The organism is Kluyvera sp. CHPC 1.251 (assembly GCF_036759945.1).
Lineage (GTDB): Bacteria > Pseudomonadota > Gammaproteobacteria > Enterobacterales > Enterobacteriaceae > Kluyvera > Kluyvera sichuanensis.
Genome location: NZ_JAPKIC010000004.1, coordinates 157,960 through 179,895, shown reverse-complemented (window position 1 = coordinate 179,895; position 21,936 = coordinate 157,960). Strand labels below are relative to the sequence as shown.

19 protein-coding genes are annotated in these 21,936 nt (G+C 59.8%); 1 reads left to right on the top strand and 18 read right to left on the bottom strand.

The window, feature by feature from the left end; all coding sequences use genetic code 11:
- Positions 1-19: 19 nt before the first annotated feature.
- From V6940_RS10010 to V6940_RS09975, 8 genes are read right to left on the bottom strand one after another with little or no spacing between them, the layout of a single operon-like run.
- On the bottom strand, positions 20-1,228 hold the full coding sequence (locus V6940_RS10010; protein ID WP_333495737.1) for a GNAT family N-acetyltransferase: 1,209 nt from the start codon (positions 1,226-1,228) through the stop codon (positions 20-22).
- 10 nt (positions 1,229-1,238) lie between these two features.
- Positions 1,239-2,459 carry an acyl-CoA dehydrogenase family protein gene (locus V6940_RS10005; protein WP_333495736.1) on the bottom strand — a complete coding sequence of 407 codons (1,221 nt, stop codon included), beginning with the start codon at positions 2,457-2,459 and terminating at the stop codon, positions 1,239-1,241.
- A 43-nt stretch (positions 2,460-2,502) separates the two neighbouring features.
- On the bottom strand, positions 2,503-3,645 hold the full coding sequence (locus tag V6940_RS10000) for an LLM class flavin-dependent oxidoreductase (RefSeq protein WP_333495735.1): 1,143 nt from the start codon (positions 3,643-3,645) through the stop codon (positions 2,503-2,505).
- Positions 3,642-5,048, bottom strand: a complete 1,407-nt coding sequence (locus tag V6940_RS09995) for an LLM class flavin-dependent oxidoreductase (RefSeq protein ID WP_333495734.1) — start codon at positions 5,046-5,048, stop codon at positions 3,642-3,644. The genes V6940_RS10000 and V6940_RS09995 overlap by 4 nt, the downstream gene beginning before the upstream one ends.
- 22 nt (positions 5,049-5,070) lie before the next feature.
- Positions 5,071-6,711, bottom strand: coding sequence for a dipeptide ABC transporter ATP-binding protein (locus V6940_RS09990; protein WP_333495733.1), 1,641 nt, complete (start codon positions 6,709-6,711; stop codon positions 5,071-5,073).
- A gap of 12 nt (positions 6,712-6,723) precedes the next feature.
- Positions 6,724-7,560 carry an ABC transporter permease gene (locus tag V6940_RS09985; RefSeq protein ID WP_333495732.1) on the bottom strand — a complete coding sequence of 279 codons (837 nt, stop codon included), beginning with the start codon at positions 7,558-7,560 and terminating at the stop codon, positions 6,724-6,726.
- 2 nt (positions 7,561-7,562) lie between these two features.
- Positions 7,563-8,516, bottom strand: coding sequence for an ABC transporter permease (locus V6940_RS09980; RefSeq protein WP_333495731.1), 954 nt, complete (start codon positions 8,514-8,516; stop codon positions 7,563-7,565).
- On the bottom strand, positions 8,513-10,135 hold the full coding sequence (locus V6940_RS09975) for an ABC transporter substrate-binding protein (protein ID WP_333495730.1): 1,623 nt from the start codon (positions 10,133-10,135) through the stop codon (positions 8,513-8,515). The genes V6940_RS09980 and V6940_RS09975 overlap by 4 nt, the downstream gene beginning before the upstream one ends.
- 234 nt (positions 10,136-10,369) lie before the next feature.
- Between V6940_RS09975 and V6940_RS09970 the strand changes: the two genes are divergently transcribed.
- Positions 10,370-11,728 carry an LLM class flavin-dependent oxidoreductase gene (locus V6940_RS09970; protein ID WP_333495729.1) on the top strand — a complete coding sequence of 453 codons (1,359 nt, stop codon included), beginning with the start codon at positions 10,370-10,372 and terminating at the stop codon, positions 11,726-11,728.
- Positions 11,729-11,741: 13 nt separating this feature from the next.
- On the opposite strand, the gene V6940_RS09965 is transcribed toward V6940_RS09970, so the two are convergent.
- The 10 genes from V6940_RS09965 to V6940_RS09920 form a co-directional block, all read right to left on the bottom strand.
- Entirely contained in the window at positions 11,742-13,337 is a 1,596-nt protein-coding gene (locus tag V6940_RS09965) for an EAL domain-containing protein (protein WP_333495728.1), read from the bottom strand.
- 223 nt (positions 13,338-13,560) lie between these two features.
- A complete protein-coding gene (locus V6940_RS09960; RefSeq protein ID WP_333495727.1) occupies positions 13,561-13,890 on the bottom strand; it encodes a DMT family transporter in 330 nt (109 codons plus the stop codon).
- Positions 13,891-13,907: 17 nt separating this feature from the next.
- Positions 13,908-14,321, bottom strand: a complete 414-nt coding sequence (locus V6940_RS09955; RefSeq protein ID WP_220439849.1) for a DMT family transporter — start codon at positions 14,319-14,321, stop codon at positions 13,908-13,910.
- 34 nt (positions 14,322-14,355) lie between these two features.
- Complete coding sequence (locus V6940_RS09950) at positions 14,356-15,018, bottom strand: hypothetical protein (RefSeq protein ID WP_333495726.1); 663 nt, start codon at positions 15,016-15,018, stop codon at positions 14,356-14,358.
- A gap of 11 nt (positions 15,019-15,029) precedes the next feature.
- Positions 15,030-15,650, bottom strand: coding sequence for a phosphate propanoyltransferase (locus tag V6940_RS09945; RefSeq protein WP_333495725.1), 621 nt, complete (start codon positions 15,648-15,650; stop codon positions 15,030-15,032).
- A complete protein-coding gene (locus V6940_RS09940; protein ID WP_333495724.1) occupies positions 15,647-16,063 on the bottom strand; it encodes a BMC domain-containing protein in 417 nt (138 codons plus the stop codon). Before V6940_RS09940 ends, V6940_RS09945 begins: the two co-directional genes overlap by 4 nt.
- An 11-nt stretch (positions 16,064-16,074) precedes the next feature.
- Positions 16,075-17,022, bottom strand: a complete 948-nt coding sequence (gene cutD, locus V6940_RS09935) for a choline TMA-lyase-activating enzyme (protein WP_333495914.1) — start codon at positions 17,020-17,022, stop codon at positions 16,075-16,077.
- Positions 17,023-17,076: 54 nt separating this feature from the next.
- Positions 17,077-20,463 carry a choline trimethylamine-lyase gene (gene cutC, locus V6940_RS09930; protein ID WP_333495723.1) on the bottom strand — a complete coding sequence of 1,129 codons (3,387 nt, stop codon included), beginning with the start codon at positions 20,461-20,463 and terminating at the stop codon, positions 17,077-17,079.
- Positions 20,464-20,485: 22 nt separating this feature from the next.
- The gene (locus V6940_RS09925; protein ID WP_333495722.1) at positions 20,486-21,643 is read right to left on the bottom strand and encodes a 1-propanol dehydrogenase PduQ; all 1,158 of its coding nucleotides are present in this window, start codon (positions 21,641-21,643) and stop codon (positions 20,486-20,488) included.
- Positions 21,644-21,658: 15 nt separating this feature from the next.
- Complete coding sequence (locus tag V6940_RS09920; RefSeq protein WP_185666480.1) at positions 21,659-21,916, bottom strand: EutN/CcmL family microcompartment protein; 258 nt, start codon at positions 21,914-21,916, stop codon at positions 21,659-21,661.
- Positions 21,917-21,936: the final 20 nt, after the last annotated feature.

Here is a 21,936-nt window from a genome sequence, read left to right as displayed (position 1 = left end):
AAAAAAATCTCCAGAAAAATTAGAAGAAGATCCCCGACCAGGGATGTTCATGACAGGCCAGCAGACGCGCTAAGCGTGCGGCTGCCTGAGTATGGTGAAGGGTGATACGCCGGGCGGCAGCAAGCTGCCACGGCGTGTACTCGCCGAGCAGCAGCATCGCCAGGCTATCGATGCTGAGTGACATATCGGGCTGGCTGGCGCTGCGCTGTACGCCGTCCGGGGTCAGCCGCCAGACGCCGTGGTTGGCAGGCAGCCACGGATCGTCAATCGCCAGCGTGACCGCGTCGCCGTCGCCATAGCGCCGGGCATTGAGCGTTTGCTCGAGGTCAATCACCCGTAGCCAGCTCTCATCAACCTGGGTGTGCTGTTGTACTGCCCGCGGGTTGTCCAGCAGCAGCGGCAGGGCATCATCCACCGGGCGATGCGGCAGCTCGATGTAGCGGGCGATGTCGAGCTGGAGCAGAAAACTCAGTAGCTGTGCTTCCAGCTGCGGGTCGGCGGCGTGTAGATCGTCCACTACCAGCGTACGCTCGGTGCTGTAGAGCCAGTTTTCCTCGGCCCTGGCGTGATAGCGAACAAAACCCTGCGGCTCGCCGTGACGCAGCACGACTGCCACATAGTGGTTCAGGCTGCTGTGCGCCAGCCGGTGCTGCTGCAGCGCCCACCACTGCGGCCAGCGGCTGAGCGAACCGGCGCGGGCGAGCGGAAAACGGGCCACGATATCCCGCAGTACCTCCCAGCCGTCGGCGGCGACAAGCAATCGGATGTCGCCGTCTGCCGCCGGCAGCGCGGGAAGTTCACGCTTATCAATGCGCAGATCCTGCACCGCCGTGGCGACACCGTAGCCAAAGCGACGGTAGAGGGTTCCCTGCGAGGCGCGCAGCGAGGCCACGGCAACGCCCTGCTGGTGGAGATCCGCCAGCTGGCGCGCAAACAGCGCTCGCAGTACGCCACGTCGGCTAATGTGTGGTAACACGCCGACGTGGGTGACGGCGGCGTGAGGCACGCGCTGGCCGCCCGGCAGCGTCAGTTCGCTGGAGAAGCTGTTGGTAGTGCCCACCAGTTGCCCGTCGAGCCAGGCGCCGTAGACCCTTCCCGGCACCACGTAGCGCTCAGCCCACTCGCTAACCGGCGTAACGCCACCCGGCAGGCCAAACATCGCCTGGCGAAACACGGCGGCAGCGGCGAGCAGATTCGCAGGGTCGTCGATAATCCGAATCTCCGGCATGGTCATGTCCTTAGCGCTTCGGCGGCGCGTAAACGCGCGGCGTCGGCAGCTTGCCGCTTAACACATAATCGCCCACTTCGCGGGTGCGGTAGGCCACCGGGTCGTGCAGGGTGTGGGTGCGCACATTGCGCCAGAAAACGTCCAGCCCATACTGGTTGCTGGTGGAGCGCCCGCCGGTCAGTTCATAGATTTCATGGCTGATTTTCAGCGCCACGTTGTTGGCAATGACCTTGGCCTGGTCGGTCAGCAGGGCCAGCTCGCCCCACTGCGCTTCGGTCAGATCGTCGCCCGCGTGGAAGGCATCCTGGAAGGCCTGAGCGGTTTTTTCCGCCAGCGCAATTCCGGCGGCCAGATCGGACGCGAGTTCACCCGCTTTCAGGCGGTGGTACGGGTCTTCCAGCGCGCTTTCCACGCCGGATTCAGGCCACGGGCGCACGGTGTCGCGGAAGTAGACGGCGGCCTGCTTCAGCGCCCCTTCGGCAATGCCGAGATAGAAATGAACGAAAATCAGCTGGCTGAACTGGTTGCGCAAGGCATTGCGCAGCTGTGCACTCTCCGGCTTCTCTTCCAGCCCGGTCAGGCGATCCTTCTCCTGTAGGCGCAGGCGGTTAAACTCCAGCGTGCCGCTGGCGGTCAGGCGCTGCCCGAGGTTATCCCAGTCGTCATTAAAGGTGATGCCCGGCTGGTCGGCGGTGACCTGGTACTGTACCAGCTGGTCTTCCACCCAGACGGCGATGGTCATAACCTGCGAGACGGCCGCGCCGGTCGCGAAGGTGCGGCGTCCGGTGACATACAGGTCGCTGCCGTCCCACTCCAGCTTCAGGCGCGGATCGCGCGGGTTACTGATGCTCGACTGGAACCAGCCGTCGTTGGCGACGCCGCGGGCGATAAACTCCCACTGCTCGCGGTTGCCGAGAATGTAGCTCCACACGCCGTTGGAGTAGTGGTAGGTGATGAGCTGGCCCAGCGAGCCGTCGGCGGCGGAAATGATGCGGCCAATTTCAAGCGCCTGCACCAGATTGGCGCCGCCACCGCCGAGTGATTTTGGCACGGCCAGCTTCAGCAGGCCGCTCTGGCGCAGCCAGTCAATCTCTTCAAACGGGTGCTTATTGGCCCGGTCGCGTTCCTGTAAGGTCGCGTACAGGCGATCCGCGACCTCCTGGGCTACCGCTTTCCAGTGGGCAAATTCCTGGTGATCAAGTCCTGCATAAATGTCCTGAGCGTGGCTCATGGTTTCTCTCCTGAGTGCTTGTTTGCGATGTTTTTATGGTTAATTACGGTGTTGCCAGCAATCCGCTGCGACGTAGCAGGGCTCCTGCGCCCTCGGCAAACCAGTAAGCCTCTTCAAGGTGCGGCTGACCGGATAAAATAAAGTGCTCAATGCCCATGTTGTGGAAGGTCTGGATCTTCTCCGCCACCTGCTGATGGCTGCCGACAATGGCGGTACCGACGCCGCCGCGCACCAGCCCGTAGCCGCTCCAGATGTTGGGCGCAATCTCCAGCAGGCGAACGTTCTCCGGGTTTACTTGTTCGGCGGAGATATCGTCCAGCAGCGCGCTCATCCGCTTTTGACCGACGGATTCGGTGCGCCCCAGTAGGGTTTGCGCACTGCGGATGCGCTCCGGCGTAATGCCGTTCAGCAGTCTCGCCGCTTCACGCCAGGCCTCCTCTTCGGTATCCCGGCTGATAACGTGAAAACGAATGCCGAAGCTCGGTGTTCGACCCTGAGCGCGCGCCAGCGAACGCACGATGTCCAGCTGCGGGGCGACCTGCTCAGGCGGTTCACCCCAGCTAATCCAGGTATCCGCCTGCGTGGCGGCAACCTGCTGTGCCGCTGGGCTGGAACCGCCGAAAAAGACGGGAGGGACGGGCCACGGCGAGGGCAGCAGGGTGGCCTGTTCTAACTGATAGTGTTCGCCGTGAAAGTCGAATGGCTGGCCGTTATTTCGGGCATGGCTAACGCCTTTAAAGGCGGCAATAAACTCGCCGCTGCGGGCGTAGCGCTGGTCGTGATCCAGCCTGTCGCCATAGCGGCGCTGCTCGACCGGGTCGCCGCCGGTGACGATATTGATCATCAACCGTCCTTCGGTCAGGCGTTGGAAGCTGGCGGCCTGGTGCGCGGCAAGCGTTGGCGAGATAAAGCCGGGGCGGAACGCGACGATAAATTTCAGCCGTTCGGTGTGCTGACTGATGGCCATGGTTGAGAGCCAGGCATCTTCACACCAGCTACCGGTGGGCGTGAGCACGCCTTCAAAGCCCAGCCGTTCAGCGCTGCGGGCGATATCGGTCAGATAATCGAGCGTCGCCGGGCGGAACTGACCGCCGATGCCGCTGATGTGCTGCGAGTCGTCGCCCGCGCCAACGATCCCCCGGCTGTCGCCGTTCGTTGGCAGATACCAATGCAGATGAATGCTCATTTCGCCTCCGTCACATAGTGGGTATCGAGAAGGCGGAATTGGGTGCCGGGGTGATCGTCACGTAGTTTTATCTGCCCCTCACCCTGTAAACGTTCGCGCAGGGTGAGCGCCGCGCCGTCGGCACGACGCATACGCCCGCGCGCCTGAAGCTCAGGCACCACCCAGCGAACAAAGTCTTCAAAGCTGCCGGGACTGATAGCGTAGGCGAGGTTGAAACCGTCGACGCCAGATGCATCGGCAAACGCCTCCAGCGCGTCGGCCACGGTCTGCGGGCTGCCGACCAGCGTCGGGTGAATGCCGCCGATGGCGATATAGCGGCTGATATCACCCACCGTCCACTGACGTTCGGCATCGATGCGGGTCAGCCCGGCCAGCGCCGAGCGGCTGGCGTTGGTTTCGATGTATTTGAGCGGTTCATCCAGCGCCCAACCGGACCAGTCCACCCCGGTCCAGGCGGAGAACAGCGCCAGCGCGGCTTCCTGACTGGCGTAGCTGAGGTAATCCTGGAATTTAGCGTGTGCCTTGTTGTCATCGTCGTCGACCACCACGCTAATGGCGGTAATAAAGCGAATGGCGTCAGCGGCGCGTCCCTGTTGATGCGCCAGGGTGCGAATTTTATCGATGTTCTGGGCGATGGCCTGCGGCGTAGTGCCGCCGAGAAACACCACTTCGGCATTCTGTGCGGCAAACAGGCGACCGCGGTCGGAGGTGCCCGCCTGGAACAGCACCGGCGTACGCTGCGGGCTAGGCTCGGAGAGGTGTGCGTCCGGCACCGTGAACCAGCGTCCCTGGTGGCGGATAGGGTGCACTTTGCTCGGGTCGGTATAGACTCCTGCGTGGCGGTCGCGGCGGACGGCATCGTCTTCCCATGAGCCTTCCCACAGCTTGTAGGTGACTTCAAGAAACTCCTGCGCGCGTTCATAGCGCTCGTCATGATCCATCTGTTTTTCCAGCCCGAGGTTACGGGCGGCGGATTCCAGCACCGAGGTGACAATGTTCCACGCCACCCGGCCTTTGGTCAGGTGATCAAGGGTGGTGAATTTGCGCGCCAGCAGATACGGATGCTCATAGGTGGTCGAGAGCGTAATACCGAAGCCTAACTGACGTGTGGCGGCGGCCATCGCTGAAACCAGCAGCAAAGGATCGTTGACCGGCGACTGCGCGGCAGTCCGCAGCGCCGCGTCTGGCTTCCCCTGATAGACGTCAATTTGTCCCAGCGCATCGGCGATAAACATGGCGTCAAATCCGGCGTCGTCCAGCAGTCGGGCGATATGCAACCAGTAGTCGAGGGTGGTGTACTCGCTTGCGCGATCGTCCGGATGTCGCCACAGCCCAGCGGAAACGTGGCCGACGACGTTCATCATAAATCCGTTGAATAACAACTGTTTTTTGGCGCTTGTCATAGTGCGTCCTTAGTCAAATAGGTCAGGCAAAACGTTTTAACGCTGCATCTGCGTTACCGGATGGCAGCAGATAGTTGGCGTCCAGCAGTTGCTGGGTGACCGGATGACGGTCGGGGGCGTACAGCTCGTGGCGCGCGAAATCGTCCACCACGACGCCGTGCGCCATGACCACGATGCGCTGGCAGAACTGCGACACCAGCGCGAGGTTATGGCTGATAAACAGACAGGTCAGTGCATGCTGTTGGTGCATCCGGGTTAAGAGGGTCATGACCTGCGCCTGAACCGTGAGATCCAGCGCGGAGGTGGGTTCATCCAGCAGCAGAATGCTGGGGTTAACCACCAGCGCTCGGGCGATATTGGCGCGCTGACGCTGGCCGCCGGAAAGCTGGTGGGGGAAGCGCAGCAGCAGCGCGGGATCCAGACCCACTTCTTCAAATAGCGCCGCCGCACGCGCGATGGCCTGCGGACGGTCGGCTGCCGTTCCCAGGCGAAACTGTGGACGCACCAGCTGTTCTTCCAGCGTCAGACGCGGGTTAAACGATGCGAGGCTATCCTGAAAAACGCACTGTAGCTGGCGGCGCAGCGCGGCAACCGAGGTAGGGTGACTGTCGTCAACCACATTGCCCGCCAGACGCAGCTCGCCCCGGCTGGCGGGTATCAGCTGTGCCAGAAGGCGCGCCAGCGTGGATTTTCCGGAACCTGATTCGCCGATAATGCCGACGATCTCACCGCGCGTGACGTCGAGATTGATGCCGTCTACCGCCGTGGTCGCGACTTTTTTCGGCCACCAGCCGGTGGTTTCCCGGCGCCAGAAATCGCGCCCCAGACCACGAGCTTGCAGCAGCGGCGTACCCTCAGCGCGCGGGGTGAGTACCGGATCGGCGCTGGGATAGGGAACCGCCGCCAGCAGCGATTGGGTATAGGGGTGCTGAGGTGCAGCGATCAGCGCCTTCGTGACGTTGCTCTCGATGATTTTCCCCTGCCGCATGACCGCCACGCGGTCGCTGAGTTCGGCGACGACGCCGAAATCGTGGGTGATAATCAGCATCGCCATCTGCTGCTGTTGGCACAGCGCTTTGAGCAGTTGCAGCACTTCGCGCTGCACGGTGGCATCCAGCGCCGTGGTGGGTTCGTCGGCAATCAGCAGGCGAGGGCGGCACATCGCCGCCAGTGCGATCAGCACCCGCTGGCGCATTCCGCCGGAGAGCTGGTGCGGAAAGCGCGACATCACCTGCTCCGGCTCACGGATTTTCATCCGCGTGAGCCACGCCAGCGCGGCTTCGCGTAGCGCGGTGCGGCCAAGCTCCGGATGCAGGCGTTTCAGGTTGTGCTGAAGCTGTTTGCCGATGCGCCACGATGGGTCGAGGGTCGAGAGCGAGTTCTGAAATACCATCGCTATCTCGTGACCGCGCAGGCGGTTAAGCTGCGCGGTGGACTGGTGCAGCAGCGGCTGGCCGTCAAAGGTGATGCTGCCGCTGACCGTCACCTGCGAGGCCGGGAGCAGGCCGAGGATCGCCGCCGCCGTCACGCTCTTGCCAGAGCCGGACTCCCCCGCCAGCGCCAGCACTTCGCCGGGCGCAATGGTCAGTGAAATATCGTCGACTGCCTGCACGTTCTGGTGATGGAACAGCACGTTCAGGTGGGAAAGGGTTAATAGGCTCATTGTCGTCTCTCCTTACTGATAAGGATCGAGGAGATCGCGCAGGCCATCTCCTAACCAGTTAAATGCCAGCGACAGCAGGACAATCGCTATGGCAGGCGCGGTTGCGATATGGGGCGAGCCGAAGATCATCATCTGCGCGCCTTCGCCTACCATCCGTCCCCAATCGGCCTGCGGCGGCTGGACGCCCAGTCCCAGGAAACTCAGCCCGGCGAGGAACACCACCATGCCGCCGAGCAGCGAGGTGGTGTACACCAGCAGCGGGGTGGCGACGTTGGGTAAAATTTCGCGAAACAGGATGTCGCGGTTGCTCGCCCCCTGCGCACGCAGCGCTTCGACGTACTCTTTCGCCACCTCAGTGCGGGTGTCGCGATAGACCACGCGGGTGAGATAGGGGATCACGCTGCAAATCAGGGTGATGATGAGCGTGGGATAGCCGCTCCCCAGTACCGCCGACAGACCAATTGCCAGCAGCACCATCGGGAAGGCGAACAGCATGTCCATGGTGCGCATAATCAGCTCGGAGAAGGCCGAGGCGCGAAAGCCCGCCAGCAGGCCGAGCGCCAGGCTGACCAGCGCGGCAAAGACTATTGGTAGCACCGAAGCGGCGAGAATGGTGCGCCCACCCCAAATCAGGCGGCTGGTGATATCGCGCCCCTGATTATCAAGACCCAGCAGGTGTCCCGGCGTGCCCGGTGGCGCAAGGCGCAGACCATCGAACGCCGCCAGGGGGTCATAGGGCGCAACCCACGGCGCGGCGAGCGACAGCACCACGGCAGCCAGAAAAATCCCCAGGCCAAGCAGCGCCAGCCCGTGTCGGGAGAGCCGACGCAGGAACGTTGAAATTGTCATGATTAACGAGCTCCTTCGTGGCGGGGATCCAGCCAGTCCTGTAGGACGTCGCTTATCAGGTTAACGGCGAGGAAGCAGGCGGCAATCAGCATCACGCCGGTCTGGATGGTGGGGTAATCCTGACCCGCCGCCGCGTTATACAGCTGTGTGCCAATCCCCGGCCAGGCGAAGATCTTCTCGATAAAAATCACGCCGCTGAGCAGGTAGCCAATTTGTAAGCCGGTAATGCTGATGATAGGCGCCAGCAGATTGCGCCCCAGGTGACGCCACAACAGGCGGGGCGTGGAGTAGCCGAGCGCCCGGTAGGTGCGGATATAGTCGGCCTGCATAATCCCGATAACGCTGTTGCGTACCTGGCGGGCGAGGATCAGCATCGAAATCAGTGCCGTCGACAGGGCCGGTAAAAACAGGTGATGCAACAGGTCGGCAATACCCCGGTCTCCGCGCATGTCATACATGCCGGATACCGGGAACCAGTGCAGCTTGACGGCAAATAGCCAGATGAAAAACACCGCCAGCCAGAAGATAGGCACGTTGTGGGCGAGCTGAACCACCAGCATCACCAGACGATCGCGGCGCGTTCCCTGCCATAGCCCGCATACCACGCCGATAATCACGCCGGGGATCAGGCACAGCAGCACGGCGGCAACGGTCAGGATAACCGTATTGGCAAATGCCCCGCCGAGCACGTCGGCGACCGGCGTGCGCATGGTGAGCGACATCCCCCAATCGCCGCTGAACAGGTTTTTCACCCACAGCAGATATTGCACTGCTGCGGGTTTATCCAGCCCGTAGACGTGACGAATCTGCTCTATGGCCTCGGTGGAGAGCTGACCGGCCAGCGCGTTGGCGATCGGGTCGCCGGGCACCAGCTTGGCAATCAGAAACACCAGCAGCGAGATTAAAAACAGCAGCGGCACCGTCTGCGCAAGCCGCAGCAACAGCAGGCGGGTCATGGTTTCAACCACACTTGGGTCAGGTCGTAGAAGTTCTGCGCCGGAACGTTAAAGCCCTGTACGGCCGGTGAGGTAGTAAACACGCGGTTAAGCTCCAGCAGCGGGACAAACGCCGCCTGTTGCTGGAACTGCTGGTTCACCTGGTGCCACAGCGCCAGCGCTTTTGGCTTATCGGTGGTGATGCTCGCCTGCGCAATCAGCGGCGCGACGTCGGTAATCACCTTCTCGCCTTTGCCGCGCGAAACCACGTAGTTTTTCCAGGCGACGTTGAGCCATTGTGGGCTAATCAGCCCCCATTCCATGGTGAACAGTCCGGTGTCGTCCGCCAGATTCGCCAGATGCGAGCTGTAGGTAATCCACTCCTGTGAGACCACCTTCACGGTAATGCCCACTTTGCTGAGATCGCGTTGGATCCACTCGATAACCGGCTGATTCTGATCGTAGGTGATGATGGTAAAGCTGACTTCACCCGGTTTGAACCCCGCATCGGCCAGCAGCTTTCTGGCCCCTTCCGGGTCGTAAGCGTAGTCTTGTTGCGATGCCAGGAACGCTTCGTTGGAGCGGTTGAGAATGCTGTAGCTCGCTACCGCGTGGCCGTTCAACAGCGATTTCACGAGTTCCTCACGGTTGATGGCTTTAATCACCGCCTGACGCACTGCCAGCTGGCTAGTGTACTTATTGGCGAAGTTCCAGCCGAGGAATAGCTGGTTGGCTTCGGTACTGTCATGCACCGTGTAGCCGCTTTGCGACAGCAGATCGACGGCGTCGGTTGGCGTGCGGGAGAGAATATCGACCTGGCCCGATTGCAGGGCGCTCACGCCGGTGCTGCCGTCGAGGATAGGGCGGAAAATCAGCCGTTCCATATAGGGTTTTTTGCCCCACCAGTCGTCATTGCGCACCAGTTCGGTACGGTCGTTACGCACCCGCAACACAAAGCGGTAAGGCCCGGTACCGGTAGGGTGATCTGCCAGTCCGTCCTGTCCCCATTTTTGGAGGGCCGTGGGGCTGAAGATGCCGGACACCCAGTTGCCCTGCGGCAGTAAACGCAGGAAATCCGGGAACGGTTGGTTAAAGGTGTAGCGCACGGTGAGCGGGTCAACGACCTCAATGGCCTTCAGGTCGTGATAAACCTGCGCCATGGTGGCCTGCGAACGGGCGTCGAAGTACTCAAACTGCGGATCGGTAAAACGACGGACGTTAAAACGTACCGCTTCGGCGTCAAACGCGGTGCCGTCGTGGAATTTCACCCCTTCGCGTAAACGGAAGGTAAAGACCGTCGCATCGTCATTAATTTCCCAGCGAGTGGCCAGACCGGGAATAATCGGCGGTGTGCCTTTTGCCGCCGGGACGGATAAATCTTCCGCGACCAGCGATTCATAAATATGTTTATCCACCCGATAGGTTTCGTAAGAATACTGGCGGTTGGGATCGTAAATAGTGGGTTCCAGTGCCTGGCCAATAATTAACGTCTTGCCATAGCGTGACTTTTCATCCGCCTCATCCGCAAATGACAACACAGGAATACCTAATCCCATCACTAACGTGGTAGAAACGGCCGTGAGCTGTAATAACTTACGGCGGGATAGCGATATCCCGGCGATAATTTCGTTTTTTTTCATAGCAATGTCCGATGTGCAAAGCAGGTGTTTTTTATATTTAGCCAGTCATTTTTTATGTTGGTATCAAGACTGAAGGGCGATACTAGCATCGGTTAAAAAAGAGAATAAATGCGCATTTCTTATTTTGTTTTCTCTTTTTTTGATTTGCGTTTTTTAACTTTGATATGCCGGATTTAATCATTGTCGATGCACCGGGTTTTATTTATGGTCAGTTTTTTTATTTCGGTAAATAAAATGCGTAAGAATATTATTCTCAGTGGATTTACCATGGCGGCGGTCTCGCATATTAACTATGGGATGTGGCGCGACCCGCAGGACAACAGCCATCGCTATACCGATATCGCGTATTGGGTGGAGCTGGCAAAACTGCTGGAAGAGCAGGGGTTTGACTGCCTGTTTATCGCTGATGCGCTGGGGCTGATTGATAGCTGGCAGGGAAGTCCGGCGGCGTCGCTGACCCAGGGGATCCAGTCTCCGCTTATCGACCCGCTGTTGCTGGTCTCGGCAATGGCGGCGCAAACCTCACGGCTAGGTTTTGGCGTGACGGTATCCACCACCTACGAACAGCCCTACCTGCTGGCACGAAAATTTACCACGCTCGACCACCTGACGAAGGGGCGTATTGCCTGGAACGTGGTGACCTCGCAGCTGGAAAGCGCCGCGCGTAACCTTGGGCTGGAAAAGCAGATAGATCATGACGAACGCTATGAGCGCGCCGATGAGTTTCTCAACGTCAGCTATAAGCTATGGCAGCATTCGTGGGAACGGGCGGCGCTGAAGCGCGATAAGGCGGCCGGGGTCTATACGGACCCGCAGCGCGTTCATCCGGTGGCCCACAAAGGACGCTGGTTTACGGTGCCCGATGCCCATCTTTCCGAACCCAGCCCGCAGCGCACGCCGGTGATTTTTCAGGCCGGAGGGTCGCCGAGCGGTATTGATTTTGCCGCGCGACATGCAGAGGTGGTGTTTGTCGCCGGGCTGGATGCCAGCGGCGTAAAAAAACAGGTCGCGGCGGTTAAAGCGCGGGCGGCGGAACACGGACGGGCGCCGGGGGCGATAAAGTTTATCAGCGCGGTGACGGTGATAACCGGCGCAACGGAAGAAGGGGCACAGGCGAGCTTTGCCAGACGCCGCGCGCGCTACGATCTGCAGGGAGCGTTGATTCACTACGGTGCCAGCACCGGGGTCGATCTCTCCGGTCATTCGCTGGATGCGCCGCTGGAATGGCAGCAGACCAACTCTAATCGCTCCATGCTCAAAATGGTGACCGGTGAAGATGGGCAGCCGCGCAAAACGCTGCGAGAAGTGTTTCATCCCGAGGAGGGGTTGGGGCGGCAAAAGACGTTTGTTGGCAGCGGCGAAAGCGTGGCGGCGCAGCTTGAAGCCTGGCTCGACGCTAGCGATACCGACGGTATTAATCTGGCGCAATGGCTGTCGCCGGGATGCTTTGAAGATTTTTCCCGCTGGGTGATACCGGCGCTGAAACAGCGCGGCCTGTTGAGCGAGAAACCCGCGGGTCCGACGCTGCGCCAGCGGCTATTTCCGTTGGGCATCGCTGAACCGGCAAGCGATCATCCTGCTCAGCAAAAATAGGGATGTAGAGCGCTTAAGAATGTGGGCGCGGCGGGGTAAGACTTGCCTCTCTGCTTTCCAGTGGGCCCTTCTCCAGCGCCCACTGGATAAACGCTTTTTTCGGCAGTGCTTTGCTGTAAAGCCAGCCCTGTCCGGCTGGGACGCCGTGGGTGTACAGCCAATCTCGCTGATGTTCGGTCTCAATCCCTTCCGCAATCATGCTCAGGTTCAGCGATTTAGCGATTTCAATGATATGACCGGTAACCACTTTGTGCTCGAGCGCATCGACAAAGGCTTTGTCGATTTTCAGCGTATCGACCTCCAGCTCCTGGAGATAGCTGAGGCTGGAATAGCCGACGCCAAAATCATCGATGTAGACTTTGTGGCCCATTTCCCGGTAGGCCTGTAGCACCGGGCGCGCGGTTTGCGGCGCGATCAGGTCACGCTCGGTCAGCTCCAGCGCAATCTGCGTCGGTGCCACGTTCCACTGCTGGATTTGCTGACGCAGTAGGTCGGGCAGGGTGGGGGAACTGAGATCGGCGGCGGTGATATTAATCGACATCGTGACCTCAGGATGCTGCGAGAGCCAGTGGCCCAGATCGTTAAAGACGCAGCGCACAATATGCTCGGTCAACTGGCAAATCACTCCGGTTTGCTCCGCCACAGCAATAAAAAGATCCGGCGGCAGCCAGCGACCATCGGCCTGCTGCCAGCGGGCCAACGCTTCGGCACCGATCAGCCGTCCGTCCTCGAGCGACACCACCGGCTGATAGTGCACGGTGATCTCTTTGGCTTTGATTGCCGCCAGTACGCGGAAGTGGGAGGACTGCAGGCGGCGCAAAATGCGCAGGATTAAGAAAGAGGCCAGCCCGCTAATCAGCAGCCCCAGCGGCAGCCAGAGCATCAGTTGGCGATGCCAGTTGGTCGATAGCGGTTTCACCGAGGACCAGGTCAGCAGGATCGCCCCAACGTCCGGCAGCACGCGCTGACGGTACACCGTCTGGTCATACTCCATGACCGGCTGATAGGCCTGCAGATGATGCTCCCAGATATTCGGATCGAGGGGATGATTGCTGGCGACGATGCGGTGGCTTTGGGTGTTGATAAGCGCGGCGTGAATCGGATAGGTCGGGTTCGGCAGCACGTCAATCAATGAGTCAGGGTCAACCATCACCATATATTTACCGTGGCTAACCGCCAGCATTGGGGCATCGGTCTGCAGGTCATGGCGTGAGGTGAGAAAGACCGTATAGCCCGCAGGGGTGGTGAATTCGGTGCCGGGGACCTTTTCCGACAGCGTGTTGCTCAGTAGATCGCACGCGCCGTTATGGTGCTCAAGGTAGAACACGCTCTGAATGTACTGATGGATATAGGAGATTTTCTGTATCTCGCGCAGGTGAGCCAGTGTACAGGGCTTACCCTGAAAACGGTTCACTTCCTCAAGCGCGGTTTTGGCCTGCAGCTTCACGCGTTGGGTACGTGCCAGTACGCGCTCGGTGTAGCTGCTCATCTCCTGATTAAACAGTTCGTTGGCCTGACGGTTTGCCAGCCACAGGCTAAGGGCAATGGGCAGGAAAATAGCGATAATCAGCACGCCTGTGATCAGGCTCACCAGACGTTGCGTGGTCATTATTTTTCCTTTGTTGAGGTCAGAGGGTGTAATAGATTCGCGCGCTAATGATATCGCTGCTGAAGCGGTTCAGGCTAGCACAAAGGTCGGATAATACCGATTATCAGGAATTATGCGTATGGTTACGTGGAAAAATACCACATCAGTAGTAGGGGAAACGCGCGGGTGAACCGCTCGCCCAACCCTCTCCCGGAAAGGGAGAGGGAGATGACCATTTTTGCCGTTACATGTTAGAGAAGACATTCATGATCACGCCGCCGGAGATGATCAGCACCATCGCCAGAATAGCGGGCAGATCCGGCTTTTGCTTATAGAGGATCATCGAGAAGATGGTCACGCCGACGATACCAAAACCGCACCACAGCGAATAGGCGACGCCAACCGGGATGGTGCTCATAGCGCGGGTCAGCGCGAAGTAGCACAGGCTGTAGGCACATACTACCAGTATCGAAGGTGCCAGCTTGCTGAAGCCGTTGGTCTTTTTGATCATTGAGGTGCCGGTGATTTCGGAGCCGATAGACAGCGCCAGCCATAAAAATCCGAGATTAAACATAGTGAATTCCTTTTGCGTTAGTTGGCGACGTTTTTGTCCAGGGTAGAAGCAGCAGGCTTGGCGGGCGTCTCTTCGCTCTCCTCACTGCCCATTTTGGAAAACAGGTTCATGATGACGATGCCGCTAGCGATGATCACCATACCGATGATGGCGGCGGTGTCCGGGTGCTGGCCGTAGAAGGCCATACCCAGCGTGGATACCACCAGGATGCCGGTGCCGGACCAGGTCGCATAGGCCAGGCCCACCGGGATATCTTTTACCGCACGGGAGAGCGAGTAGTAGCAGGTGCAATAGAGTACCACCAGCAGGGCGAGCAGCAGCATTTTGGTGGTGCCTTCGCTGCTACCGAACATTTTCAGGGTTGAGGTGGCCGAGGTTTCTGACACGATAACCAGCAGCATCCATAGCCAGCATTTTGTTTTTGACGACATCTTCTACACTCCAGGTTTTATTATCGAGGTAAGGTTATTTTTTCTTCGTTTTGACATAGTCGACGGCGGCATCGGTCAGCACGACGTCAGGTCTTCCGGCCAACGACGGATTATTGACGATATCTGTGACAGTCAGATAACGACGGCTTGTCGCCAACGGTGTGGGCGCAGGTGCTGTGACGCCTGTCGCCAGTTGCTCCAGCAGTTCGTTCATGGTGCACAGCGTCACCCCGCACGTTGCCAGACGGGCGAGAGTCGCGTCGATATGCGCAGTATAGGCGCTGTCGACGACCGCGCCGCGCAGCTGGTTTAGCTCGCTGTGCGGACAGCAGTGGTAGCGCAGCGCCAGCACCGGAATGCCCGCCAGCAGCGCATCGTGCAGCCGACGCGCCACCGGGCTTTGCAGCGTGCCGTTGACCAGATCTGCCGCCTGGGGATAGTCGAGAAACGGTAGCAGCAGCGCCTTATAGCCTACCGGCGGCTCGCCTGACAGCGGCAGAACCTCCCCAAGCTGATGCCACGCCGCGGCATCCTCAAGGGTTTCGTCCATCGCCAGCACCAGCCGCTGCCCACAGGCTGCCAGCCGTTGGCGGATAGCCTGACGATAGCCGTCGGCGGCGGTGACCATCACCAGCACCGGCGGTTGTAAACGCTGGAGGATCTGCGCCACCAGACGGTCGATCTGTTGCTCGCTCATCAGTCGCTCCTTTAGCCTATTAGCGTGACCGGCGCGCCGTTCTTCAGCCCGGCGGCGTTGGCCTCTTCGGTATCGATATGGAACTCAAGGGCGAAATCGTCACGCACGCGCACCACCACTTCATCGAAGGTGAGCTGTCGTTCGCCGTGGCTGCGAACGCTAACCTTCTGGCCGTTGCGAACGTTAAGCGCACGGGCATCCTGCGGCGACATATGAATATGCCGCCAGGCGCAGATCACCTGTGAGTGCAGCTCGACGTGACCTTTCGGCCCCACCAGCAGCGCATCACCCGCGTTCTCCAACTGGCCGGATTCTCGCACCGGGGCTTTGATACCCAGTGCGAAGCAGTCGGCGCGGGAGACTTCCAGCTGCGTGGTCGGGCGGGTAGGGCCAAGTACGCGAACCTGAGTCAGCGAGCCTTTTGGCCCGACCACGGTGACGCACTCTTCGGCGGCGAACTGCCCTGGCTGACGCAGTGGTTTGAACGGCGTTAGGGCATAGCCTTTGCCGAACAGCGCTTCGACGTCCTGCTGCGACAGATGAACGTGGCGGTTAGAGATGCCTACCGGGATGGCGGGCGTAGCCTCGTGCAGTCGGGCGCTGATTTTTTCCTGTAGCAGGGTGTCAATCATGCCTTTTTCCCTTTCTTATGCGCGGCGTTTTTCTCTTCCACGAGGGGGGCCTGCGGCACAGCGGGTTCAATCGGTGCGACAGCCTCTTCGTGGGCGGGCTCAACCGGTGCGGCAGGTTGTGCTTTGGCCCGTGGTGGATGCCCCTTGAGGGTGCTTAGCGCTTCAACAATGCAGCGTTCCGGGCGGGCAATCACCAGCGAATTGACCGGCAGATTAATTGCTTTAACCACCGCCACACCACGTTCGATAGCGGTGTGAATGGCGCTGATCTCCCCTTCAAAGCAGACGCTCACCAGCCCCGAACCCACCTTGCGATAGCCGATACAGGTGACGCCTGCGGCTTTACAGGCGGCGTCGACGGCCTGGATTGCGGCGACCCATCCTCGTGTTTCAATGACGCCTAAACTTTTCATTCTCGGCTCCTTTAGTGACGTACTAAGCGAATATCAAAATCAAATCCGGCGAAAAAGGCTTCCAGCTGGTTCAGCTCTTCCACGCTGTACGACGGGTCCTGAAGAATCGGGTAGGGCATCTCCAGACGTTCGTATTTTTTGCGTCCCAGCTGGTGGTACGGCAGCATGTCGATGCGACGGATGTTGCCGCGCTTCGCCAGTTTCTGTACGTAATCGATAGCACCGGTGATCGCTTCCCACGAATCGTTGTAGCCGCGCACCAGCGGCATGCGAATAATCACGTTAGCGCCGGAATCGACCAGCCATTCCAGATTGCGGCGTACCCCTTCGTTACCGATGCCGAACAGCGTTTTGTGGTGATCGCTGTCGATCTGCTTGATATCGAATAAGAAGGTGTCGGTGACCGGCGCCAGCTTCTGGTAGTTCGTCAGCGGGGTAGTGCCCTGGGTTTCGACGGCGGTGTTGAGCATCATCTTTTTGCATTCGCTAAACAGGGCGACGGCAAAATCGGTCTGCAGGCTCATCTCGCCGCCGCCGATGGTCACGCCGCCGCCGGAGGAGATATAGAAGTCGTAGTCCTGCATGATGACCTCCATCAGCTCGCTGACGGTGACATCTTTGCCCATGATATCCAGCGCGTTCTGGGTGCAAATTTCTTCGCATTTACGGCAACCGATACAGTCTTTATTGCGGTTGACGAAGTGCTTCATTTCGCCGTTTTCTTCCGCGCGGTAGTGGATGCCCGCCGGGCAGACGTTCACGCAGTCGCCGCAGTTAATGCACTTGTCCTGAGAGAACATCACCTGAAACTGGCTGCTTAGCCCTTCCGGGTTGGCGCACCACGGGCAGCGAATGTTGCAACCCTTAAAAAACACCAGCGTGCGAATGCCGTCTCCGTCGTAGATCGAATACTTCTGAATATTAAAAATTCGACCCGTTAATTCCTGCGTATTGCCCATCACGCTTGCCTCCTGAAAATTCTGGACGTCCTTGTCCTCATGCGTTCCGTCAGATCAGAACTTCTCAATCACCGTACGGCTGATGATCTCGTCCTGTACCTCTTTGCACAGCTCAACGAAGTAGGCGCTGTAGCCTGCCACGCGCACGATCAGGTCGCGGTATTTTTCCGGCTCCAGCTGGGCTTTCTTCAGCACTTCGTTATCGACGTAGCTGAACTGCATCTGGCCGTTGCCGAGAATCGACGCGGTGCGCAGCAGAGTGATAAGCCCGTGGCGGCCTTCCGGGGTATCGAGCAGCCCTTTGAGGAACTTGAAGTTGTGCACCATGCCGATATTCATGGTTTCCACGTTCATCTTGCTGACTGACTTGATGATGGCGGTGGGGCCATGCTTGTCCGCGCCCTGGGTCGGGCTGATGCCGTCGGAGAGCGGCATCCACGCCAGACGCCCGTTCGGCGTGGCGTTGGTCAGCTCGCCGATTGGCGTGTTGTTAGAGATAGAGAGTGTGCCGTGGCTCAGGGTGGAGTAGAGCATTTTGTACTTGCGGCACTCGCGCTCGGTCCACTCGGTGATGTCCAGCGCATACTGGTCAACGTAGTTATCGTCGTTGCCGTACTTCGGTGCGTTCAGACAGTCGCGGCGCAGCCCTTCAAAGCCTTCAAAGTTAGCCAGCATCGCATCGCGCATCTGCTCGAGGGTGTATTTCTTATCTTCGAACACCAGCTTGCGAATAGCGGCCATCGAGTCGACGTAGGTTGCCAGACCGGAGAAAATCAGCCCCGGTCCGTGGTTGACCATTGCGCCACCAGCGGCCACGTCTTTACCTTTTTCCATGCAGCCTTCCACCAGCAGCGACATCAGCGGCTTCGGCGCTACGTCGCGGTGCACGCGCTGGCTGATCACCGTACCAATCGCCGACAGGCGCACGATGTGGGCAATCTGCTGTTTTACCGCCGCGTCGAACGCCTCGAAGGTGTGCAGGTCGCGCAGATCGCCGGTATCCAGCCCCTGATAGCTGTCGAACAGCACCATGCGGCCACGGTTTAAGACGAACTCGATGGCGATCGGCCACTGGGTGTAGCCGGTGGAGGTCCACTGGTAGATGCGGCCGGATTTCTGCGGCTCGACGCAGCCCATCAGGCAGTAGTCGCGGGCGTCTTCAAAGTCGAAGCCTTTACGCAGCATCATCTTGATGTGGGAGTCATCAAAGTGACAGGCCGGGAAGCCCATGCCCGCTTTCACCACGTCGACGATTTTTTCCATGTACTTCTGCGGCGACTGGTTGTGAATACGGCAGGCCAGCGATGGCTGGTAAACCTTCACAAAGCGCACGGCGTCCATGATCAGATAGGTCAGGTCGTTACAGGCATCGCCGCCGGAACGCTTCTGGCCGCCAACGGTCAGGTTGATGAACGGCTGGTAGCCCGCGAAGTACTTCGCCCCCAGTTCGCTGGACATCCACATCAGTTCGGCGCATTTGATGATAAATGCCTGCAGCAATTCCAACGCGGCGTCATGGGTCAGACGGCCTTCGCGGATATCGGCTTCGAACATCGGGTAGCAGTACTGGTCAACGCGGCCCAGCGACAGCCCGGTCTGGTTCTCTTCGATTTCAAACAGCGATTCGACGGTCCAGATACTTTGCAGTGCTTCCTGCAGGGTTTTCGGCGGGTTTGCCGGCACGTTCTGGTTTACTTCAGCGATGGTCAGCAGTTCAGCGCGACGCTGGGCGTTCTGCTCAACGGCGGCCAGTTCGCGGGCGCGAGCAGCGATACGGTGGGCGTAGCTCACCACCCCTTCGCAGGTTTCAATTGCCGCTTTGTAGTAGTAAATACGGTCGATGTCTTCCGGGTTCTCCATGCTCAGCGTCGCCAGGTTTGCCTCGGCGTCGGCTTTGATGCCGTTCATCCCTTTGGTGAACAGCAACACGTCGTAGCCCGGACAGGTGTCGCCGCCACCGTTGATCTGGTGGTAGGAGAGGTCGCTGACGAAGGTTTCGCCGCTGAAGGACCAGACGCCCGCCTCGCGGTACTGTGCTTCGCAGATCTCATCAAGAGAACGGCCTTCCCAGAACGGCACGATCTCTTCGCGGATGGTCTTTTTATCTGCTTCGCTGATCTCGAACGGATCCTGCGGGCGGGTGCTCATGGTGTCGAGCTCGTCGCGCACCCAGCGCCAGGCGATGTCCGGCGAGAAGGCACCAGCGCGCGGTTTGCCGCACGGGTGACCGACGATCAGTTCATCGTCCTGAATCAGAATCGGCGCGGTTTCGCAGGCGTGGCGGAACGCTTTGGCGCGCAGCAGAATGGTCGGCATCCCAGGGTTGGCTTTCACCACTTCGGTAAAGGCCAGCGCGCGGTAGATGGAAACGCTTGGGCGCACGGTCAGGTAGTGGTTGCGCAGGCGCTGCATGCGCGGGGTCAGCCCTTCTGCCGTCGTGGTTTCACTGCAGTTGGCGAACGGTGCAGCTGAAATGGACTGCTTGCCGCTGAACAGACGCACCGGCAGATGCAGCGCGCTGAGGTTGTGCTGGGCACTCAGGAACATCTCAGACAGGGCGTTGATGTTCGCGTTTTCAAGGCTCGCGCCGTGCAGCAGAGCATCGAACATCGGATAGCCGTCAATCGCGCTGGCGGCGCGGACTTCGCTTAATTCCGCGAGCTTAAACCACAGTGACTCAACGATTTCGTAAGCCTGAGCTTCGGTCAGTGTGCCGTTGGCAATATCGTGCTGGTAGTACGGCAGCAGCGCTTTGTCGGCGCCTTCCGGGTTCACCGCGTAGCTGCCGTTATCGAGCTGCAGCGCCAGCTGGAACAGATAAAACGCCTGGCAGGCCTCTTTAAAACTGCGCGCCGGATGGGCCGGAACGTGGTGCAGAATCGCGACGCTGTCTAACAGCTCGGCTTTGCGGTACGCGTTGGTTTCAGCGGCGGCCAACTGCTCGGCGCTGCGGGCGAGATTTTGCGCCAGCGCCATTAACCCATCGCAGGCGTAAATCGCGGCGCGGCAGCCGTTCACTTCGTCCATGCCGCTGCGGCTGACGGCGCTGCCGAGCGTACGGGTTTTCTCTTCCAACTGGTGTTTAATTGCCAGCACGCCTTTCTCAACCACCAGCTTGTAGTCTGGGGAGTCGAGGTTGCTGTTCAGATTAAGGAACTGGAACGCCGAAGGGCGGCGTGCGGCGGCTTCATCATGGAAGATCGCGCCGTGCGGCTTGCGGGTCTGGTTGCCGACGATAAGCTCATCGGCGCTGATGGTGAGCGGCAGCTGGCGCATCAGTTCATAGAAGCGGCGCGCCGGTTTGACGGCGGCGGGAACGCCAGCGATATCGCCGTCCAGCCCGCTCAGTACGGTCGCGTGTTCGGTGCACAGGGTGCTGGCGTTGGCCAGTAAACGTTCAGCCAGCACTTTGACGCGCGGCGTTAAGCTGTAGTGTGCCATAGGTAAGATCCTCTCGTTCTTGTTATCCGTGGCGCTGAACGGCGCTGCCGCTCCATGCCTGGCGATAAAGTTCGGTTAATGCCTGCGCGTCCGGCGTGCGCGGGTTGGTGGGGGTGCAGCTGTCACGCAGCGCCTGACCGACCATTTCCGCTAAGCGATGCTCAAACGCCTCGCCGTCCACGCCGGTGCCGTGAATGCCGGTGGGCAGGGTCATTTCATCTTTCAGTGCTTCAATGGCGACCAGCAGGCTGGTGACGCCTTCGCGGGCGGTATTCGCAGGCAGGTCCAGCAGGTGGGCCAGACGCGCATATTTGTGCGCGGCCTCGCTATCGCACTGCCCCTGATAGTCAGCGTTCCATGCCACTACGTGCGCCATCAGCAGGGCGTTGGCGCGGCCATGCGGGACGCGAAAGACGCCGCCGAGCGCGTGGGCCAGACTGTGGGTGATGCCGAGCGAAGCGTTGGTAAAGGCCATGCCCGCCATGCACGAGGCGTTGTGCATCTTCTCTCGAGCCTGCAAATCCTGGCCGTTGCGCCAGCAGGTTGGCAGATAGCGGAAGACCTGCTGCACCACCTTCTCGGCCAGCGCATCGGAAAAGTCGCTGGCGGCGCGAGAGACGTAAGCCTCCAGCGCGTGGCACAACACGTCCATCCCGGTATCCGCGGTGATGGATGGCGGCACCGACGCCACCAGCGTAGGGTCGAGAATGGCGATATCCGGCAGCAGCGACGGGTCGACCAGCACCAGCTTTTCGGCATGAGCTTTCACCACCGAAAAGCTGGTGACTTCCGAGCCGGTACCGCTGGTGGTGGGGATGGCCACGAAGCAAGGGCGCTGGCGACCGGCGTCCGGGCGGGTTTGCGCCAGGGCGAAAATAACCGCTTTGGCGGCGTCAATCACCGAACCGCCGCCCAGGGCGACCACCAGATCCGGATAGCGGCTGTCCATCAACTTCATGCCGCGTACCACGGTGGTAATGTCCGGGTCAGCCACCACGTCATCCCAGATCTGCAGCGCGATACCGCGCTCGCCGAGGATCTCCGTCACCCTTGCGGCGAGGCCAAACTTGACCATCGCCTGGTCGGTGACCAGTAGCGCCTGGTGGGCACTGACGTCACGCAGGGCTGACAGCGCGTCCTGGCCGAAGCAGATCCGGGGTTTCAGCAAAAATTCACTCATTGGGTTATTCACTCCTTAAGCGTCCCGAAACACGTTCTCGACAATGGCTACCACCGCCATCGCTTTATAGCGGTCTTTGTTGAGCGCGAAGTACTCCTCGGCCAACACGATGTCGTGCATCCCCGCGCCGACGCTATCGACGGCGACCCAGGAGCGGTCTTTCATCGGCTGCTGGTTGTCATCCAGTTGAGTGATCAGCAGCAGGTTGCTGCCCCGTAGCTCATCGCTCTTTTGTGTGGCCACGACATGTCCGGTAACCTTTGCGAGAATCATTGTTTTTATCGCCTTATATC

Coding starts and splice junctions, on each gene's coding strand:
- V6940_RS09970 (WP_333495729.1), top strand. CDS start 10,370: ATGCGTAAGAATATTATTCTCAGTGGATTTACCATGGCGGCGGTCTCG.
- V6940_RS10010 (WP_333495737.1), bottom strand. CDS start 1,228: ATGCCGGAGATTCGGATTATCGACGACCCTGCGAATCTGCTCGCCGCT.
- V6940_RS09980 (WP_333495731.1), bottom strand. CDS start 8,516: ATGACCCGCCTGCTGTTGCTGCGGCTTGCGCAGACGGTGCCGCTGCTG.
- V6940_RS09940 (WP_333495724.1), bottom strand. CDS start 16,063: ATGAAAAGTTTAGGCGTCATTGAAACACGAGGATGGGTCGCCGCAATC.
- V6940_RS09960 (WP_333495727.1), bottom strand. CDS start 13,890: ATGTTTAATCTCGGATTTTTATGGCTGGCGCTGTCTATCGGCTCCGAA.
- V6940_RS09965 (WP_333495728.1), bottom strand. CDS start 13,337: ATGACCACGCAACGTCTGGTGAGCCTGATCACAGGCGTGCTGATTATC.
- V6940_RS09945 (WP_333495725.1), bottom strand. CDS start 15,650: ATGATTGACACCCTGCTACAGGAAAAAATCAGCGCCCGACTGCACGAG.
- cutC (WP_333495723.1), bottom strand. CDS start 20,463: ATGGCACACTACAGCTTAACGCCGCGCGTCAAAGTGCTGGCTGAACGT.
- V6940_RS09995 (WP_333495734.1), bottom strand. CDS start 5,048: ATGACAAGCGCCAAAAAACAGTTGTTATTCAACGGATTTATGATGAAC.
- V6940_RS09990 (WP_333495733.1), bottom strand. CDS start 6,711: ATGAGCCTATTAACCCTTTCCCACCTGAACGTGCTGTTCCATCACCAG.
- V6940_RS10000 (WP_333495735.1), bottom strand. CDS start 3,645: ATGAGCATTCATCTGCATTGGTATCTGCCAACGAACGGCGACAGCCGG.
- V6940_RS09920 (WP_185666480.1), bottom strand. CDS start 21,916: ATGATTCTCGCAAAGGTTACCGGACATGTCGTGGCCACACAAAAGAGC.
- V6940_RS10005 (WP_333495736.1), bottom strand. CDS start 2,459: ATGAGCCACGCTCAGGACATTTATGCAGGACTTGATCACCAGGAATTT.
- V6940_RS09950 (WP_333495726.1), bottom strand. CDS start 15,018: ATGAGCGAGCAACAGATCGACCGTCTGGTGGCGCAGATCCTCCAGCGT.
- V6940_RS09925 (WP_333495722.1), bottom strand. CDS start 21,643: ATGAGTGAATTTTTGCTGAAACCCCGGATCTGCTTCGGCCAGGACGCG.
- V6940_RS09985 (WP_333495732.1), bottom strand. CDS start 7,560: ATGACAATTTCAACGTTCCTGCGTCGGCTCTCCCGACACGGGCTGGCG.
- V6940_RS09955 (WP_220439849.1), bottom strand. CDS start 14,321: ATGTCGTCAAAAACAAAATGCTGGCTATGGATGCTGCTGGTTATCGTG.
- cutD (WP_333495914.1), bottom strand. CDS start 17,022: ATGGGCAATACGCAGGAATTAACGGGTCGAATTTTTAATATTCAGAAG.
- V6940_RS09975 (WP_333495730.1), bottom strand. CDS start 10,135: ATGAAAAAAAACGAAATTATCGCCGGGATATCGCTATCCCGCCGTAAG.